At 74.5% G+C, this 18,635-nt stretch carries 11 protein-coding genes; all 11 read right to left on the bottom strand.

The window, feature by feature from the left end; translation table 11 throughout:
• Positions 1-3 precede the first annotated feature (3 nt).
• The 11 genes from WME85_RS10815 to WME85_RS10765 all read right to left on the bottom strand — a co-directional run bounded on the left by WME85_RS10815 (position 4) and on the right by WME85_RS10765 (position 18,527).
• Complete coding sequence (locus WME85_RS10815) at positions 4-1,305, bottom strand: efflux RND transporter periplasmic adaptor subunit (RefSeq protein ID WP_437837515.1); 1,302 nt, start codon at positions 1,303-1,305, stop codon at positions 4-6.
• Positions 1,306-1,751: 446 nt separating this feature from the next.
• Positions 1,752-3,350 (bottom strand): glycoside hydrolase family 57 protein, encoded by a 1,599-nt coding sequence (locus WME85_RS10810; RefSeq protein ID WP_437837514.1) that lies wholly within the window; start codon positions 3,348-3,350, stop codon positions 1,752-1,754.
• A 130-nt stretch (positions 3,351-3,480) separates the two neighbouring features.
• Positions 3,481-4,377 carry a hydroxymethylbilane synthase gene (hemC, locus tag WME85_RS10805; protein ID WP_437837513.1) on the bottom strand — a complete coding sequence of 299 codons (897 nt, stop codon included), beginning with the start codon at positions 4,375-4,377 and terminating at the stop codon, positions 3,481-3,483.
• Between the two features lie 5 nt (positions 4,378-4,382).
• The gene (hemA, locus tag WME85_RS10800; RefSeq protein ID WP_437837512.1) at positions 4,383-5,954 is read right to left on the bottom strand and encodes a glutamyl-tRNA reductase; all 1,572 of its coding nucleotides are present in this window, start codon (positions 5,952-5,954) and stop codon (positions 4,383-4,385) included.
• A 5-nt stretch (positions 5,955-5,959) separates the two neighbouring features.
• A complete protein-coding gene (locus tag WME85_RS10795) occupies positions 5,960-6,865 on the bottom strand; it encodes a cytochrome C assembly family protein (protein ID WP_437837511.1) in 906 nt (301 codons plus the stop codon).
• A 196-nt stretch (positions 6,866-7,061) separates the two neighbouring features.
• Entirely contained in the window at positions 7,062-7,463 is a 402-nt protein-coding gene (locus tag WME85_RS10790; protein WP_436626447.1) for a hypothetical protein, read from the bottom strand.
• 87 nt (positions 7,464-7,550) lie between these two features.
• The gene (gene pssA, locus WME85_RS10785) at positions 7,551-8,369 is read right to left on the bottom strand and encodes a CDP-diacylglycerol--serine O-phosphatidyltransferase (protein ID WP_437309037.1); all 819 of its coding nucleotides are present in this window, start codon (positions 8,367-8,369) and stop codon (positions 7,551-7,553) included.
• A 266-nt stretch (positions 8,370-8,635) separates the two neighbouring features.
• Positions 8,636-12,169, bottom strand: coding sequence for a hypothetical protein (locus WME85_RS10780; protein ID WP_437837510.1), 3,534 nt, complete (start codon positions 12,167-12,169; stop codon positions 8,636-8,638).
• Positions 12,166-13,338, bottom strand: a complete 1,173-nt coding sequence (locus WME85_RS10775; protein ID WP_437837509.1) for a hypothetical protein — start codon at positions 13,336-13,338, stop codon at positions 12,166-12,168. Before WME85_RS10775 ends, WME85_RS10780 begins: the two co-directional genes overlap by 4 nt.
• A gap of 60 nt (positions 13,339-13,398) precedes the next feature.
• On the bottom strand, positions 13,399-14,193 hold the full coding sequence (locus WME85_RS10770) for a hypothetical protein (RefSeq protein ID WP_437837508.1): 795 nt from the start codon (positions 14,191-14,193) through the stop codon (positions 13,399-13,401).
• A gap of 317 nt (positions 14,194-14,510) precedes the next feature.
• The gene (locus WME85_RS10765; RefSeq protein ID WP_437837507.1) at positions 14,511-18,527 is read right to left on the bottom strand and encodes a protein kinase domain-containing protein; all 4,017 of its coding nucleotides are present in this window, start codon (positions 18,525-18,527) and stop codon (positions 14,511-14,513) included.
• Between the last annotated feature and the right edge of the window lie 108 nt (positions 18,528-18,635).

Raw genomic sequence — 18,635 nt, 5'->3', positions numbered from 1 at the left:
GGCTCACTGCGCCGCCGCGACCTCGATGCCGTCCGCCAGCTGGTCCACCTTGTCGATCGCGACCTCTTCGCCCTCGGTGAGCGGACCGATGACCTCGACGAGACCCTCGATCTTGCGGCCGGTCTTCACCAGCCGCTCGGTCACGCGGTCGCCCGACCGCACGAACACGCGCGCGCTCGTCCCGGAGGTGCCGACCGCCGCCTCGGGCACGAGGAGCGACGTTCTTGACTCGCCGGTCAGCGTCAGCTGACCCTGCGCGAAGAAGCCGGGACGGAGCTTCCCCTCGCTGTTGTCGAACTCGGCCTCGACGGGCAGCGTGCGCGAGGACTCCTTGAGGCTCGCGCCGATGCGCTTCACGACGCCCGGGAACAGGCGACCGGGGAACGCGGCGACCGAGACGCTGACGGGCTTGCCCACCTCGATGTGCGCGATGTCCCCCTCGGGCACGTCGATGCGGAGCCGCAGCGGGTTGTCGCGGACCACGACCGCGACGACGCGGCCCGGGCTCGCGAACTCGCCGACGCTGATCCGCTTCTCGGAGACGGCGCCGTCGAAAGGCGCCCGCACGGTCGTGTCGGAGACCGACTTCGAGGCGAGCCCCGCCTGCGCCTGCGCGGACGTGAGCGAGGCGACCGTCGCGCGGATGCCGTTGACCGCGGCGTCGTACTGCGCGCTCGCGTTCTGGGCCTGCGTGCGCGCCGCGTCCCAGGTCGACTGGGCGACAGCGCCCTGGTCGTAGAGCTGCTTCACGCGCTCGGCCTCGGACTTCGCGAGCTCCATGCTCTGCTTCGCGGCCCGGACCTCCGGCACCTGGTCGGGATCGATCCCCTTCGGCGACGCCCCGTCGGGCAGCGCGAGCCTGGCGCGGGCCTGCGCGACGGCGGCGGAGGCCGCCTGCGACTGGAGCGCGGCGTTGCGCGCGTCGAGCACGACGAGCGGGTCGCCCTTCTTGACCCGGGAGCCCACGTCGACCTCGACGCTCAGGACCGAGCCGGCGACCTGCGTGGCCACCTCGCTGGTCTCGTCGGCGACGAGGGTGCCGCTGATGTCGAGCGTCTGCGCGAGCGGGCGCGCGGTCACCTTGTCGAAGCGCACGGCGGGCTTCTCGCGGGGCGCCGCTGTGTCGCGCGCCGGCGACGGCTGCGTGCCCGCGTCCGAACGGCGGCAGGCCGCCAGCGTGGGCGCCGCGAGCGCCGCGAGCAGCGCCGCGATGACGGCGGCGCGAGAGTGGTTCGAGGCGGCGCTACGAGCGCCGAAGGCCCTTCGAGCAATACGGCGCTCGGGTCCGCAAGGAGGATGTGTCATGGGGAGTCCGCCCGGTTTTTTGCCAGCGCCTGCCGGTGCGGTCCAGGAGCAAAGCCGGCGGGCACCACAGTAGGGCGCTGACCGGCCGGTCATCAAGGGGGTGATCCTCGCAATGTCTGCGTCCTCCTCGCACTTCGTGCCGCCATGCACGAGGAAAACGTGCTTCGCAATGTGCTCGGGGTTGTCTCGGCCGGCAACCGGCAATGAATCGGTAAGGTGAACGGCCGGTCATCTTCCTGAAAGACAGCCCGGAACCAAGGCGCCAGGCGCCCTGCGGACGAGCGCCGCGTCCTCCACGGATCGGACGGGGGTCGCGCCTCGGAGCAGGTTCGATTCACCGTGGCGGGAATACCGTCACAGAATAATTCAATACGAGCAAAATCGACTGCTCCGGAGAGGGGTCGAGTCCGTCAGCCGCGGGAGGTGTCCAGGGGCGGGGCGGCGACTCAGCGCCACGGATCGAAGGCGTCGCGGAGCGCGGGGCCCGCGAGCTCGGCGAGGAAAGGGTCGAGCGCGCAGAGCGCGTCGAGCCAGGCGACGTCGGTGGCCGAAACGGAGGGCTCCTGGGCGAGGCTCGCGAGCCGGCGAGCGCGGGTCGCGTGGGCGCGGGCGCGCGCTTCCGCATAGGGGACCATCTCCCCGACGGACATCATGAACGCCCAGTCGCTCGATTGAAGGAGGAGGAGCTCGCGAATGGCCTGGTCCAGCGCGCGGCCGGGCAGGCCGACCGCGTCGCGGCAACGCGACAGCGCGCCGAGCACCGCGCGCTCGGCGTGGTGGGCGTGGCGCCAGAGGCGCGCCGCGCTCGGGCCGGTCCAGAACGCGCCGTACCCGCCTTCGCCCCACGAGGAGGCGGCGGGCTCGACGACCGCCGCGGGCGGGTGGCGCTCGAGGTATGCGCCCAGCGCGATCGGCACAGCGCGCTCCGAGGCCGCGAGGCGCCGCAGGGCGTGCTCGAGGAACTCGGGACCTTCGAGCCACCAGTGGCCGAAGAGCTCGGCGTCGTACGGGGCGACGAGGATGGGCGGGGCCGGCGCCCCGCGGATCGACCCGAGCGCGGCCTCGCGGCGGGCCACGAACGCCGCGGCGTGCGCGCGCGCCTGCGCGGACGCGCGGGCCGGGTCGTAAGGCGCCTTGTCGGGGCCGGGTCCGGTCACGCGGTGGAGCTTGAGACCGGTCATGAGCCGGACGCCGTCGGGGCCGATCTCGCCGTCGAGCTCGCGCTCGGGCAGATCGAGCCCGACGTCGCGGTAGAACTCGCGGTAGGCCGGGTGTCCCGGGTAGCCGACGTCGCGCGACCAGACCTCGCGGGCGCTGTCGCGATCGCGCCCGAAGCAGGCGACGCCGGAAGGCGAGAGGACGGGGACGGCGGCGTTGGCGGGCGCGGGCGGCGCGGCGAGCGTGAGGGCGTGGGCGTCGAGCACGGTGAAGCGGACGCCGGCCGCCGCGAGATCGGCGTCGATGGGCGGCGCGTAGGCGCACTCGGGCAGCCAGAGGCCGCGAGGCGCCGGCGCGCCGGTGAGGGCCGCGAAAGCGCGGCGGCCGAGCCGGAGCTGCGCCCGGATCGACGCGGGCGTGGGGAGCAGGCCGGGCAGGTAGGCGTGCGTCGCGGCCGTGGTGAGGAGCTCGAGGCGCCCCGCCGCGGCGTGGCGGACCAGGGCGCCCGGGACATCGCCGCCCAGCGCCTCCCAGGCGCGCGCCGCGTCGGCGAGCCGCGCGCGGTAGGACGCGGCCGCCGGCGCAAAGCCGCTCCCGGCGAAGCGGGCCTCGACCCGGGCGGCGAGCGCGGTGAGCCGGCGGAGGTGATCCTCGAAGCGACGGAGGAGCAGTTTGTCGCGCAGCATCGCGAGGAGCGGCGGCGAGATGGAGAGGGTCAGCGGGGCGGCGACGCGATCGGCGGCGAGGCGATCGAGGACTCCGAGCAAGGGGAGGTAGCACTCCCAGAGGGCCTCGAAGAGCCAGCGCTCCTCCAGCGAGCGGGCGTGCTCGGGGTGGCGCACGTACGGCAGGTGGGCATGGAGGACGAGCGCGACGTAGCCCGGCATGGAGCGCTGGGCGGCGGGAGACCGCCGGCAGGCCTCCGATCTGGCACGGACACGCCGGCGCGAGAAGCGCGGGGCGGTCTCGGCGTCGGAGCGCCCGGGAGCGCCCGTGCGCTTCCGGCCTCCGTGCGCCTCAGCGGTCCTTGAGCTCCGCCCCGAGATCCGCGCCGAGGCGCGCGGCCTCGCGCGCGTCACCGGGCCACGCCACGCGTCGCTCCGCCTTCCGCAGCCGGGTGCCGTCGGGCTCGGCGAGGAGCGCCCGCAGCCAGAGCGCGCCGCCGTCGCGCACCGCGTACGCGGCCACCGGCGTCCGGCAGCTGCCTTCGACGGCGGCCATCACGGCGCGCTCCGCGGTGACGCACGTCGTCGTCTCGGCGTCCACGAGCGCCGAGAGGACGTCGCGCACGCTCTCGTCGTCTGTCCGGCACTCGATGCCGAGCGCCCCCTGGCCGATCGCCGGCAGCGACACCTCGGGGGACAGGACCTCCGTGGCGCGGTCCGCGAGCCCGAGCCGCTTCAGGCCAGCGAGCGCCAGCACGATCGCGTCGAACGCCCCGTCGGAGACCTTGCGCAGCCGGGTGTCGACGTTGCCGCGGACCGGCTCGATCACGAGGTCCGGACGCGCCTCGCGCAGCGCGACGGCGCGGCGGAGGCTCGAGGTCCCGACCCGGGCGCCCGCCGGGAGATCCGCGAGCGGCGCGCCGCTCCGGGTGACGAGCGCGTCGCGGGGATCCTCCCGCGCGGGGATGCACGCGAGGCACAGCGCCGGGGCGATCTCGGCGGGGACGTCCTTGATCGAGTGGACCGCGAAGTCGGCGCGCCGATCCAGGAGCGCCTCCTCGAGCTCCTTGATGAACAGCCCCTTGCCGCCGATGTCCTGAAGCGAGCGATCCTGCGTCCTGTCGCCCGAGGTCACCACCTCGAGCTCACGGAGGGAGAGATCGGGCACCGCCGCCTCGAGGGAACGGGCGAAGGCGCGGGACTGGGCGAGGGCGAGCGCCGAGCGGCGCGTGGCGAGGGTGAGCTCCATGGCGGTCACGCTCCCTTTAGCCCAGCTGCCCGCACGGCCGCGGCCGGATTTGCGACGGCCATGACGCCGGCCTCGGCGGGCTGGGGGCGCGCGCCGGGCTGCCGGGCATAGAGGCCGTCGTCCGCCGGCCGGGGCGAGGCGCCGCCGCGCTCGCCGGAGGCGGGCGGCTCCGCCCCGCGGGCCGACACAGGCGTGCGAAGGCTGTCCGGTGTTTCGCGCAGCTCCCCCTCGGCGAGCGCCCGGGCGACGCCGCAGTCGGCCGGCGCGTCGTCGATGGCGAACAGCTCCCGGAGCGAGTCGACGTGATCGGCGACGCGGGGGTCGCCGGCCATCGCGCGGAGGCGGGTGGTGGGCACGTGGAGCAGCTTGTTCGTGGCGGCGTCGATCATCAGCGCGAGCGCCTGGCGCTCGGCCGGGCCGAGGTGCCGGAGCTTGCCGGCGAGGCTGCGCTCGACCTCGCCCGCCAGGATGGAGCGCGTGCGGGCCCGCAGGCCCACGATCGTGGGCGTCAGGGCGCGCTCGAGCGTCCACGCCTCGAACGCCTGCGCCTCGTCGACGACGATCGCCTCGGCCCGCGCCGCCTCGGCGGCGCGCCCCTCGACGGACTGCGCCACGATCTGCGAGAGGTCGTCGACGTCGTACAGGTAGACGTTGTCGAGCTTGTTGACGGCGGGGTCGATGTCGCGCGGGACGGCGATGTCGATGAGGAACAGGCTCCTGCCCCTCCTGGCCTTGCGGGCGCGGCGGACGAGGTCGAGGGTGACCACGTAGCTCGGGCTCGAGGTCGACGAGACGACGATGTCGGCCTCCACGACGGCGCGCTCGAGCTCGGCCCAGGGGCGCGGCTCGCCGCCCACCTCGCGGGCGAGCGCGGCGGCGCGCTCCGGGCTCCGGTTGACGACGACGAGGCGAGCGCCGGCGCGGACGAGGAGCTTCGAGGCGGCCTCGGCCATCTCGCCGGCGCCGATGAGCAGCGCCGTGTGGCCGGCGAGATCCGTGAAGATCTGGCGGGCGAGATCGATGGCGACGCTGGAGACCGAGACCTGGCCCGCGCCGATCGCCGTCTCCGTGCGCACGCGCTTGCCGACCTTGATCGCCCGGTGGGCGGCGCGGCCGAGCCTGGCGCCGAGGGTCTTCGCCCCGCGGGCGACCTCGATGGCGTCCTTCATCTGCCCGAGGATCTGCGGCTCACCGACGACCATCGAGTCGAGCGAGGCGGCGACGCGGAAGAGGTGGAGGACGGCCTCGCTGCCGACGCAGCCGGCCAGGTGGCCCCGGACGGCGTCCCCGCCGATGCCGACGAGGACCGAGGCGGCGGCGCGCAGCGCCTCGTTGTCGAGCGAGGCCTCTTCCTCGGACGGCGGCGCCGCGCTCCCGGGGCGGGTGAGCCCCGGCGACATCTGCCGCGGCGAGGCGTAGACCTCGACGCGGTTGCAGGTGGAGAGCACGAGCGCTTCCCCGATGGCGGGGTGGGCGGTCAAGCGCGCGAGCACCTCGGGGAGCTGGCTGCGCCCGATCGCGAGCCGCTCGCGCACCTCGATGGGCGCGGTCTTGTGGGAGAGCCCGACGAAGATCACCTGCGCTAGCCTCCGAGCCCCGCGGCGGGACGGACGAGGTAGATGACGAGCACCGCCGCGGCGCAGGCGAGCCCCGCGATGGTGCCGTACGCCGCGCGCCGGCCGCGCCAGCCAGCGGCGGCGCGCAGGAGCAGCACGAGCGCGATGAGGAGCCAGGTGGCGTAGCCGAAGATGGCGCGCATCACCTCCTCGGTGTTGCCCATCTCGAGCCGGTGCGCCCAGTAAGTCCCCGTGACGATGCCGAGCGTCAGCAGGGGGAAGCCGGCGCTCAGGAAGCGGTGGACGGCGCGGTCGAGGGTGTCGAGCGGCGGGAGGCTGCCCAGGCGCTCGACGTGCCGCTTCTGCTTGAGCCGCTTCTCCTGGACGAGATAGAGCGCGGCGGAGGCGCCGGCGAGGAGGAAGAGCGCGATGCCGAGCAGGTTCGCCATCACGTGCGCCGCGATGAACAGCGGGCTGAGCTTCGGCTCGGCGTGCGGCTTCCCGAGGAAGAAGGTGCCGAGCAGGAAGGCGAGCCCGAGCGGCCCGATGAGCAGCCCGAGCGCGTCGATGCGGAAGCGGCGGCGGGCGATGAGGTAGACGCCGATCGCGAAGAGGGACGCGACCGAGAGCATGAAGTGCATGGAGTGGACCGGACAGACGCGCGCGACGAAGCTGGCGAGCGTGACGTAGGTCGCGTGCCCGAGGGCGCCCAGGCCGAGCAGCAGGGGCGCGTGGCGCGAGGCCGGCGCGGCCGCGGCGCTCGGCCGCGCGGCGGGGTCGTGGTGGTGCGGCCCGGCGCCCAGCCCCGCGAGGTCGGCCGCGGAGGGGAGCCGCGTGCGGCTGCGGGCGACGTCGAGGAAGAAGAGTGCGCTGGCGGCGCCGTAGAACAGCAGCGCGAGCACAAAGCTGATCCCGGAGAGGGCCTCGGGCATGGCCCCCGTTATAGCCTGCCTCACCGGGGATGGCCCGCCGGCCGCAGAGGCGGAGGCGTACTCTCGTAAGAACAGGCCCGACAGGGCAGGAGAGCCGGGGTCAACGCCCGGGAGCCCCCGACCGGCGGCGCGTCGCTCCCGCCGGTGCCGCTCCGGGGAGGAGCACCACCGGGGAGGTGGTACCGGCGCGACGCCGCTACATCTCGCTCGTCAGGAACGCGGCGAGGAGCTCCTCGTCGCTGGTCAGGCTGCTGTTGGTCGCGGTCGCCGCTGTCGCGGCCTTGCGGTGCTCGGCGAACGTGCCCACCGGCGCGCCGATGAACCCCGGGACCACGTCGTAGGCGTTGTCGCCGATGATCATGGAGCCCTCGAGGATCTCTGCCCCGAGCTCCCGCAGGAAGGCGCGCGTCTTGACCCTGCCGAGCACCTCGTGGATGTCCGCCGAGCCCGTCACCTCGCGGAGCACGCGGATCGCCTCGATGATCTTGTAGCGGCGGCCCTCGGTCTTGATCAGAAGCTCGTCGTTGTTCAGATCGACGCGGTCGCTCGCGATCCACTCGTCGAGCGCGGCCTGCGGAAAGAACACGCGGTTCTTCATCGCGCCCAGTCTACTCAAAAACAGGCCCGAGCGGTTGGGCCGCGTCGGCGAGCCACGCGCGGGGGTGGATCCGGGGGCGGGCCCGCTTCAGGCCGGCGGGGGTACCCGGGGCGGAGGCACCGAGTCCCGCGGCAGGCCACGGAGGCGCGCCGGCAGGTGCCAGAGCGACTCGAAGATCCCGAGCAGCACGTAGAAGCCGAGCAGCCACACGAGCACGAACGCCGGCTGCAGCTGCGTCGAGATCACCGCGCTCGACCCGACCGCGAAGGCGACGAAGAGCACCGTCCGGACGTTGAGCTTGAGATCCTTGAAAGAGCGGAACCGGATCGTCGAGACCATCAGCAGCGACAGGATCGTCGTGGTCGCGAGGATCGCCGACGCGTAGCGCTCGCCGCCGATCGCGCCGGCGGCGGCGTGGTTCGCGACGACGATCGAGACCAGGATCCCGGCGGCGCCGGGGATCGGCAGGCCGACGATGTACTTCGAGGGCTTCGTGGGCTTGCCCGCCTCCCCCATCGAGAGGACGTTGAAGCGAGCCAGCCGGACCGCGCCGCAGGCCGTGAAGATGAACGACACGAGCAGCCCCGCGAGGTCGAAGCGGTGCAGCGTCCACTGGTAAACGAGGATCGACGGCGCCACGCCGAACGAGACGACATCGGCCAGCGAGTCGATCTGCAGGCCGAAGGCGCTCTGGGTCTTCGTCATCCGCGCGACACGACCGTCGAGGGTGTCGAAGAACATCGCGAAGACGATCAGCAGCGCGGCGCGGTAGAAGTCATCCTCGGACTGCGCCGTCGCCGAGCGACGGATCGAGTCGAACCCGCAGAATATCGATGAGAGCGTGATCAGGTTCGGAAGCAGGAACAGCGTCTTCCTGAGCTCGAACCGCCGTCGCTTCCGGATCATGCCGCCTCCCTTTCAGGGGCGTCAGGCTATCGCCGTGGCGACCACGAACGCAAGCGCCGCGGCGCATGCGGGAGCCGCTGAAAGCTTACCGCGAGCTCGGATCCGGGATCGTTTCATCGCACCATCTACTTCGTTTCACGCCTCGCTTCGATCGCTCAGCCGCTCAGCCGCTCAGCCGCTCAGCCGCTCAGCGGTATTCATCGCTTCGGCCGCTCAGCGGGCCCGTCCTCTGCTCGACCGCGCACGGCGGCTGATCACCGAACCTCTCAGCGGTCGAAGCGCGACGTGGCAGGCTCGTTCCATACCGCCTCCGGCACCTTGGCCCCCGGATCGAAGCGGCACGCCATCGGGCGGAGCTCGACGGCCGCGCCGCTCGGCGAGGAAGGGCCCGCCACGACCCGGAACAACCAGGCGTGCGCGAGATCGGCCGGGACGATCGCAGAGAGAGGAAGAGGAGCCCGCCCGATCGATCTCGCCTCCCAGCCTGCCACGCACGGCGCGGCAGGCGTGCCGTGGAGCACGACGGAGGAGGTCAGGAGCACCATCGCCTCGGGCGCGCCAGAGGGGCCGGCGGCGTCGGTGACGAGCACAGGGTGGCGCGTGCCGGGAAACAAGGCCTCGCTGCCCAGGGAGAGGGGCGCCTCGTGGCGCGCGGTCGCAGCGCGCTCGGCAGCAGAACAGGGGCGCGGCACGTCGCCGAGGTCGAACGGCGTTGGCAACGGCTGCGCCGGGCCGAGAGTTCCGTCCGCACGGAACGGCTGGAAGAGCGCCCAGGCAGCCGCGTGCCCAGGATCGGCGACGAGCGTCGTGACGCCGATCGATTTGCCAGCGTAGGTCCAGTCGGTGTGCACGAGCCGATCGCGGCCCGCCGGCGGCGCGACCGTCACGGCCTCGATCGCCCACGCGGCGCCGGGATCCGGGGCAGAGGACGGCGCCGGGGCCGGGCGGTGCGCGAGCAGCATCGCGGTCACCGGGCCGTTCGACGCCTGCCGGACCATCCCCACGCCGACAGGCTGGCCGTCGGCGAGGACGGCGTCGGCGCGCACGTCGAGGCTGCCGCGGAGGCCCGACGCAGGCCAGGAAGGGAAATCGAAGCGCTGCAGCTTCCCGGAAGGCTCGTAGAAGAACGTGAGCGCCGAGTGCGCGCTGCCGGAGTGCGGGCGGAGGAAGAGCCCGCGCAGCGACACGGACAGGAGCGCGGGATCGAAGAAGTCCTCGGGGGGCGGCGCGGGCGCGCCGGTCTGAGGGCGCGCGGCGGCTGGCGCGCCGGGCCGAGGGCCCGTCGCGGCCGGAGGGGGCTGGCGCGCGGCGTCCGGGACGGGCTTGACGTCGCCGAGCTCGAACGGGCCAGCGTCGGGGATCGCGCCGCGACCCGAGGTGCCCTCGATCCAGTTCTCCCACGCGACCTCGACGTTGCGCATCGGCGCGCCCGGCTTCGCCGCGCCGCCGGGGAGCCGCACGCGGGCCGCTGCATAGCCCTCCATCTGGGCCGTGACGTTGGTGGCCACCCGCGCCCCGCCGGCCCCCGCCGGGACCGCGGGCAACAGCGAGCGCGTGACGACGCGCGCCTCGCCGGCGCCCGACTCGGGGAGCATCGCGGAGACGACGTCGACGGCGCCGCTCGGGGCGCGCGTGAGCAGCGACCAGACCGACCGGCCGCGCAGGAGCTCGTCGCCGTCAGGCAGGCCGAGGCCGCTCGAGTCGACGTGATCGACGCGCGTCCACTTCGAGGACGGCAGCGTCTCGCAGACGATCGGCGTGCGCACGGCGGGCTGAGCGCGCGGCGCCGGCTCCGGCGCGCGCGGCGGCGCGCCCTCGGCCTGGCCGCCCCAGCCGACGCGGGTCGCCACGTCGCCGAAGAGGCAGCCGCTCGCGCCGCACGCGACCGCGACCGTACCCTGCGAGAGCTCGCGCGAGAGCGCCGGCATCTCCGGGAGCTCCGCCCAGCTCACGCCGCCGTCGAGCGACTCCCAGAGCACCGCGACTTCCTCGCCGTCGGCACGCGCGCGCGACGCGAGCGCGACGACGCGCCGCCCGAAGCCGGCCAGCGCCGCGCCCTCCGCCGGCGGAGCCGCCACCGTGAGCACCCGGCCGTCCTCGTCGGCGGTCAGGTACGTGAGCGCGTCGCGCTCCCAGAGCAGCAGGCCCACGGCGCCGTCGTCCGAGGCGCGGAGCGCGCTCTCCCCCGAGATCTCGAGCCCCTCGGACGGCGAGCCGTCGCCCGGCCCGCCCTCGCCCTCCTCGTCCTCGGCGCCGTCGGGGCGCGGCGCGGGCGGGGCAGCGCTGTTCGTCTCGAGCGGCCGCGGCGCGAAGGTCTCGCCGCCGTCGTGCGAGACGAACAGCGCGAGGCGCTCGTCCTTGCCGCGGTAGCCGACGAAGTAGGCGGAGCGCCCGTCCGCCGAGAACGCGGGCAGCGCGGCGGGGGCGCTGAGCGTCGGGGCCGCCGCGAGGGCGACCGCCGCGCGCTCGGTGTCCTGGGCCCCTTCCTGGGTCAGGAGCAGCGGCGCGGTCGGCTTGCAGCTGCCCGCGCCGTCGCTCGGCTTGCAGACGCCGGTCAGGAGCGCCGCGCCCTCGGGCGCCACCGCGACGCCGACCTGGTCGATGTCCGGCGTCTCCAGCGTGGCCGCGGGCGACCACGTGCCGCCGCCGTCCGCGCTGCGGAGCACCCGCGCCGCGATGCGGTCGCCGTCCGGCTCGGCGCACACGGCGACGATGCGCCGGCCGTTCGCGCCGAGCTTGATGCTGCCGCACTCGCCCGTGCCCGGCAGGGGCGCTTCCTTGAGCGGGCCCTCGATGGGCCCGCTCGCGAAGAGCCACGGCGCGCCGGCGTCGTCCGGGCGGACCGCCTCGACGTAGCGATCGCCGACCATCGCCGCCCGGCCGAGCCACACGACGGCAGCGGACGGAGAGCGCGGGGCCGCGACGGCGAGCTCGACGTCGGCCCGCGGGAGCATCGCCGCGCTGCGCGAGAACGCCGGCGCGCGCCGCGGATCCCAGGTCGCCGACGCGAGGAGGCCCTCGGCCAGGAGCTCGCCGCCGAGGACGCCGACCCGCGAGAGGCCCATCGCGGGGAGCGGCGCGCGCGCCCAGGTCGCCCCGCCGTCCTCGCTCGCGAAGAGCGCCTCCGGCAGCGCCAGCGCGAGCGCGCGGCCCCCCTCGGCCATGGCGACGCCGAAGGCGCGCGGCGGCGGCGGCCCGCCCTGCGCCGCGGCGCCGTCGAGCGGGACCGGCTTCCAGCCGACGTCCTCGCGCCACCGGAGCACGCCGCCGCCCCGGGTCACCCCGAGCAGCGCGCCGGAAGCGCCCGCGACCTGCGCGAGCGGCTCGGGCGGCGAGAGCGTCCGCGTGAACTGGCCGAGCGGCGAGGAGGCCTCGTAGATCGCCCCGCTGGCGCCGACGAACATCCAGGAGGCCGGCGAGCGCCGCACGATCGCGGTGAGCTCCTCGGGCGCGGGCGAGGCGCTCGTCCTGCCCTGGCCCGCGCAGCGCGCGGCCGGCGCGGCGCCCGAGGCCGCCTCTGGCGCCTCGGGATCGGGCGTCACCGTCCAGCGCTGGCCGCCCTGGGCCACGACGACGCAGCCGGCGCCGACGAACGGCGCCCAGGCGACGGCGGCCTCGGGCGCCGCGGGGTGGTAGCTCCAGCGCGCCGGCGAGGCGTAGGCGGCGCCCGCGATGTCCGCCGAGGGAGCGGCGGCCTCGGCGGGGCGGGCCGGCTGCGCCGGGGCGCCGGAGCAGGCCGCGAGCGCGCACGCCGACGCGAGCGCGACCGGCGAGCGGGTCCGCGACGGCAGCGCGGTCATTCGACCCAGCGGGCCACGAACAGGTTGGTCTCGCCGGGCTTCGCGCCGTACCGGTTCGAGGCGAAGACGACGTGCTCGCCGGTCGGCGAGAACATCGGGAAGCTGTCGAAGCCCTCGTAGAAGGTCACGCGCTCGACCGGCGGCACGCCGTCCGCCGTGGGCGGGGCCTCGGTGTCGACCAGGTACAGGTCGAAGTTCGGCATGCCCCGCGCTCCCTGCGGGGTGCTGAAATCCGAGGCGAAGACGAGGCGCCGCGAGTCCGGCAGGAAATAGGGGGCGAAGTTGGCGCGGCCGTTCCTCGTCACCGGGCGCGGGTTCTGCCCGTCGGCGCCGGCGATGAAGATCTCGAGCGCGCTGGGGCGCACGAGCCCCTTGGCGAGCAGCGCGCGGTAGTCGTCGAGCGCGGCGCCCGTCGGGCGGCTCGCGCGCCACACGAGCTTGGTCGCGTCGGGGGAGAAGAAGGCGCCGCCGTCGTAGCCGGGCGTGCTCGTGATGCGCCGGACGTCGGAGCCGTCGAGCTTCGACGTGTAGAGCTCGATGTCCCCGTCGCGCGTGCTCGTGAACACGAGGCGCGAGCCGTCGAACGCGACGGTCGCCTCGGCGTCGTAGCCCTTGCCCTGGATGAGCGGGCGGAGATCCGAGCCGTCGAGCTTCGCCGTGTAGATGTCGAACTCGTCGAGCGGCCACACGTAGCCCTGCGAATGATCGGGCTTCGGCGGGCACGCCTCGCCGGCGGCGTGCGTGGAGGCGAAGAGGACGCGCGCGTCCGCGGGGGCCGCGGGCGCGGGGAAGAGGAAGTACCCGCAGGTCGTCTTGCCCTGGCCGTTCGAGACCCGGCGCACGTCGCCGCTCTCCAGATCGATGACGTACTGCTGGTCGCACGTGTTGCCGTCGCGGGTCGACTGGAACACGAGCTTCTTGCCGTCGGGCGACCAGTACGCCTCGGCGTTCTCGCCGGCGAAGGTGAGCTGCCGGAGCTCGGCGAAGTGCTTCTCGCGCGGGTCGGCGGCGACGCTCTTGCCGGCGCGGACGCGGAACGGGAGCCACTCGGGCTTCGCGGTGGTCGTCGCCTCGGGGATCTGGCCGAGGGGCTCCTTCGGCCGGGGCTCCGGGGAGGCGCAGGCGGCGAGCAGCAGGCAGGCGAGGACGGCGGGCAGCCTTCGGTTCATGGCGGCGCGACTCTAGTACGAAAGCGGGGAGGCGTCGCGCGCGCAGCTACCGGAGGGAGATCACTCGCGGAAGATGGTCACCGTCGTCGGAATCGTATGGCCGCCGCCGACGCAGTTGGGAAAGCTGCCGTCCGACGCCGGCCGGCCGCAGACGTCGTCGCACTCGCCGAGGACGTCGACGATGCAGCCCTCCGTGTCCACGCCCGTGCCGCCGCACACGCGGCGGATGAGCGTCGAGCCGGGCGACCTGCACGCGAACCGGACCTGCTCCGCGGCGAAGAGATCGCCGAAATAGGCGCCCTCCCGGTTCGGGAAGGTCTCGCTCTCCTCGGGATCCAGGTCAAGAGCCTTGTTCTTGCCGCGCATCGAGATGGGGAGGCTCTCGCCGAGGTAATTGATCCTGGCCAGCATGCAGGCCGAGATCCAACCCTGGCAGCGGGCGTTGCACTGCCCGTGGGCTCGGCCCCACTCGGGGGAGAGGCCGATATCCCCCTTGAAGACGTGGGTCACGCCGTCGATGGACACCTCCACGGATTGCTCCGCCGGGAGCCCGCAGCCCGCCGCGTAGGTCAAGAACTCGCGGGCCAGCGGGTCCCCGAGCGCGCTCATGACCTCGGGGCTGCGCGCGAGCGCGTCGCTCGTCAGCGGGTTGCCCGTGAGCGCCGCCGTCGCGAGCCTGTCTGTCGTGAGCGCGTTGGCCTTGAGAGCGTTGTTCGTGAACGCATTGCGCGTGAACACCTCTTGCGCCGCCGTACCGCTGTCTTCCTCCTCGGAATCTGCTTCACCGATACAGGCCGGCAAACAGACGCTCACCAGGCCGAGGATCGAGATCGCTAGTTCGATACGATTTCGCATAGCCCCCTCAACCCGAATGAAACACGCATCAGGGTTTTCCTCAACGGGTTTTCAGGCGAAAGCTGAAGAATCTACGCCTGCGTTGACGTCGTTAGGGCAGCGCCGTAGCGGTCGGGCAGGCGCGGTCGTGGGCTGCGCGCAGACCCCGGAAGAGACGTGAGCAGGGAATCCTACGTACCGCGGATCGCAGCGTTACAGCTGCTCGCGATCGCAGGGACACGTCGGGGACATCCTCTGTACGCTAGATCGCAGTCTCACGGCGCGTCTGCGACTGCGGAGATGCAATCAGAGAATCCCATGTACGGTGGATCGCAGTCTCACGGCGCCTCGCCATCGCCGATCCACCGCGCCGCCAGCGCGAGCGTCTCGCTGTTATCGAGCGCGGCGAGGAAGCGGTCCCGGTAACGAGGATTCGAGAGCTGCCCGGCGCGGGAGAGCACGCTGTGGCGCGCCTTCGCGATCGCGGCGATCGCCTCGTCTCGCCTGCCGCTCGCGAAGAGGGCCTCGGCGCGCACGAGCCGGATCAGCGTCTCGCCCTCCTCGACGGCGCCGAGCGACTCGAGCAGGGAGAGCGCCTCGCCGGACAGCGCGAGCGCCTCGTCGGCGAGGCCCTTCCGGAGCAGCACGCGCGCGGACAGGGCCCAGGCCGCGGCGCGCAGCGGCGGCGCGCTCTGGAGGAGCTCCGACGCCGCGCGGGCCTCGGCCTCGGCGGCGCCGAGATCTCCGCCCAGCAGCGCCGCCCTCGCGAGGTAGGCGCGGGCGACGCCCTCGGCCCTCGGATCGCCCAGCCGCTGGAACGTCGCGATCGCCTCCGCCACGACGCGGCGGGCCTCGTCGAGATCGCCGCGGGCGATCATCACGTTGCCCAGGTTGCTGCGGGCGAAAGCGGCCAGATCGGTGAGCTCCATCTGCTCCGCCGCCCGGAGCGCGGCGCGGAGCGCGGCCTCGGCCCCCTCGTAGTCGCCGAGCTCCATGGTGATCGCGCCCAGGTTCACCCGCAGCGAGCAGGCGTTGCGGCGGTCGCCGCTCCGCTCGAACACGGCGAGCGCCGCCTCGATGCCCTCGAGGCAGGCGCCGGGGTCGCCGGAGGTCATCGCGCGGATGGCGCGCGCCTCGTAGAGCCTGGCGAGCACCTCGACGTCGAGCCGACGGCCCTCCTCCTCGCTGCGCTCGAGCGCAGCGACGATGGCGTCCGCCGCGGCGTAGCGGCCGCCGAAGACGAGCCAGAGGGCCCCCTCGACGAGGCAGATGTCCCTGCCCGTCAGCGCGCCGCCCGCCGGCGCCGCGCCGCGCGCCGTCATCACCCACGACTCCACACGGTCGAGGGCCCCCTGCTTGCCGGCGGCCATGACCACCTGCGTGACCGCGGCGTACCACGACGGCGAGCCCGGCTCGAACAGCGCGGCCGCGTCGAGCGCGCGCTGCTCGGCGATGGCGAAATCGCCGCGCCAGACGCGGGCCTCCGCCTCGACAAGGAGCAGCCCGCCCGCATCCGCCCCGAGCGCGCCGCACGCGACGCCGCGCTCGGCGTGGCGCACCGCCGCGAGGAGGTCGTTGCCGCGCAGGGCCTGCTCCGCCGCGCGCCGGTACCATGCCGACGCCCGCCCCGGCTCGGCGCCGCGCTCGAAGTGCTCCGCGAGCTCCGCCGCGTCGCCCTTCCCCTCCCCCTCCAGCCACTCGCCCGCCAGCCGGTGGCCGAGCTGCCGGTCGTAGTCCGTCAGCGCCCCGTACGCCGCCTCCCGCACGAGCCCGTGCCGGAAGCTGTACTCGGCCTCGAGCGCGCCCGCCTCGCCCGGCGGGCTCTGTCCGAGAGGCTCCGCCTCCACGCAGGCCGGCGGGGCCTCTCGGGCAGACTCGTCGCCGACAGCCCCGCGCGCCGACGACGCCGGCGAGAGGAGGCCGGCGCCGCGCGCGCCGACCCGGCCAGGCTGCCGCCTCGGGAGGATCACCTCGCGCTCGACGAGCTCGGCGAGCCGGTGCGCCACCTCGGCGTCGGCGCCGCCGAGCAGCGCGGCGACGCCGCCCGGCCGGAAGCTCTGACCGAAGACGCTCGCCGCGCGGAGGACGCGCCGCGCCTCGGGATCGAGCGCCTCGAGCCGCGCCTGCACCATCGCGAGCACCGTCTCCGGCAGCGCGGCCCCTCGCCCCTCGGCGGCGGCGCGGATCTGCTCCTCGAGGAAGAACGCGTTGCCGTCGGCGCGCTCGACCAGCGTGGCGACGACCTCCTCGGTGGCGGCGCTGCCGAGCGCCTGGCGCGCGAGGCGCTCGCTGGCGCGGCGCGAGAGCCCGGTGAGCTCGACCTCCTGCACGCCGCGGCCGGCCCACAGCTTCGGGAACATCTCGCGCACCTCGGGCCGGCCGAGCGCCAGCACCATGAACGGCGCGTCGCGCAGGTTGCGGAGGGCGCTGTTGATCATGGCGACCGTGGGCAGGTCGCCCCAGTGCATGTCCTCGAGGACGAGCAGCACCGGCTGCGCCGCGCACTCGGCGCGCAGGAACTCCTCCCAGACGAGGTGCAGCTGATCGCCCATGAGCAGCGAGCTCCGGCGCGCCGCCCGGAGCGCCTCGCTGTCCTCGTCCGGGAACGGCGCGCCCAGGAGCTCGCCGAGGAAGGGCGCCATGCGCGCGCCGTCGTCGCCATGACGGCGGAGGCGCTCGCGGATCGCGCGCTGCACCGCGGGCGCCGGCGCGCCGTCGGCGACGCCGAGCGCGCGCCGGAGCACCTGCGCCAGCAGGCCGAAGGCGGCGCCGGCGCTCATCGGATCGCCGCGCGCGATCCAGACCTCCATCGGCTCGCCGCGCGCCCGGAGGCGCCGGAGCAGCTCGGTGCGCAGGCGCGACTTGCCCATGCCGGCGGGGGCCGTGACCAGCACCGCGGACGGGGTCTGCTCCTCGATGCACTGGACGAACGTCGCCTCGAGCAGGGACAGCTCGCGGTCGCGGCCCACGCACGACGTCGGCTTGCCGAGCAGGCGGGGCACGACCTCGAGGTCGTCGCGCTCGCCGCGCAGGAGGTGGCCGGCGTGGTCCGCGCCGACATCGAACCGCGCACCGAGCAGGGCGGCCGTGACCTCATCGGTGCGGACGACGCCGGGCCGCGCCGCCTCGCCGGCGAGGAGCGCGGCGGCCTGATCGATGAGCTTGCCGATCGGGGAGCGGGCGGAGATCTCGGTGCGCCCCGAGACCAGCGCGACCGGCGCGCCGCCGAGCAGCACCTGCATCGCCAGGGCGCACCGCGCGCCGCGGGTGGCGAGGTCGGTGGGCGCGATCGCGCCGGACAGCACGACGACGGGCGAGCGCGACTCGATGATCTCGAGGCGGCCCTGGTGGCGCTCGGCCAGGGCGCTGAGCGCGCGCACCCGGAGCGCGTCCTCGCCCTCGGACCGGGTCGCGTCGCTGTCGAGCGCGCCGTCGCGGGCGAGGATGAGGCAGATCATCCGGCGCTCGCCGGTCGTGAGCTCCGGGGTCGGGCCGCCGGCGGGCGACGGGATGCCGCGCCGCGAGCCGGGCGCGAGGTCGCCGAGCGACGCGAGCTCGGCGGCCACCGCCGCGCCGTCGCGGGGGCGATCGCGCGGCGCCTTGGCGAGCATGCGGGTGACGAGGTCGTCGACGGCGGCGGGGACCTCGCCGCGGAGCTCCCGGAGCCGCGGCGGGTCCTCGAGGAGGACCTTCACGAGGACGGAGAGGCCGTCGTTGCCGACGAACGGGGGCCGGCCGGTGAGGCAGCGGTAGAGGACGCAGCCGAGGGCGAAGACGTCGGCGCGCGCGTCGATGGCGACCTCGCCGCGCGCCTGCTCGGGGGCCATGTAGCCGGGGGTGCCGAGCATCACGCCGGGCATGGTGAGCTCCTGGCCGCCCTCCGCGACGCGCGCGACGCCGAAGTCGAGGAGGGTGACCTCGTCGACGGAGCCGCCGACGAGCAGGAGGTTGCTCGGCTTGAGGTCGCGGTGGACGATGCCGAGCCGGTGGAGCGCGCCCAGCGTGGACGCGACGCGCACGCCGAGCGCGAGGCTCTCGGGCACGGTGAGCGGCTCGCGGAGGAAGCGCTCGGCGAGGGTCTCGCCGGCGAGCCACTGCATGGCGAGGTAGAGCTCGCCGCCCTCGGTCGTGCCGTGGGCGACGTACGCGACGATGCCCGGGTGCCGGAGCGCGGCGAGCGCGTGGGCCTCCCGGATGAAGCGGTGCGTCTCCTGGGGGCCCGTGCGCTGCAGGACCTTCAGCGCGACCTGCTCGCCCGTGAGCCTGTCGCGGGCGCGGAAGATCTGCGCCATGCCGCCGGCGCTCGCGTGCCCCTCGATCTCGAAGCGGTTTCCGACGACGTCACCTGCGCGCATCAGCGGTACCCCTGCGGCGGCTCAGGGAGCCGCAGCGCTCGCCTGTGCGGTGCGTCGGACCAGCCCATCGCAGGGGCCCAGGATAGCCAGAACCGGCGGTCCTCCAGG

It is taken from the genome of Sorangium sp. So ce1153, assembly GCF_051521595.1.
Classification (GTDB): domain Bacteria; phylum Myxococcota_A; class Polyangia; order Polyangiales; family Polyangiaceae; genus Sorangium.
Note: the sequence above shows the minus strand (reverse complement) of the source record. Positions and strands in the feature narration are given on the sequence as shown.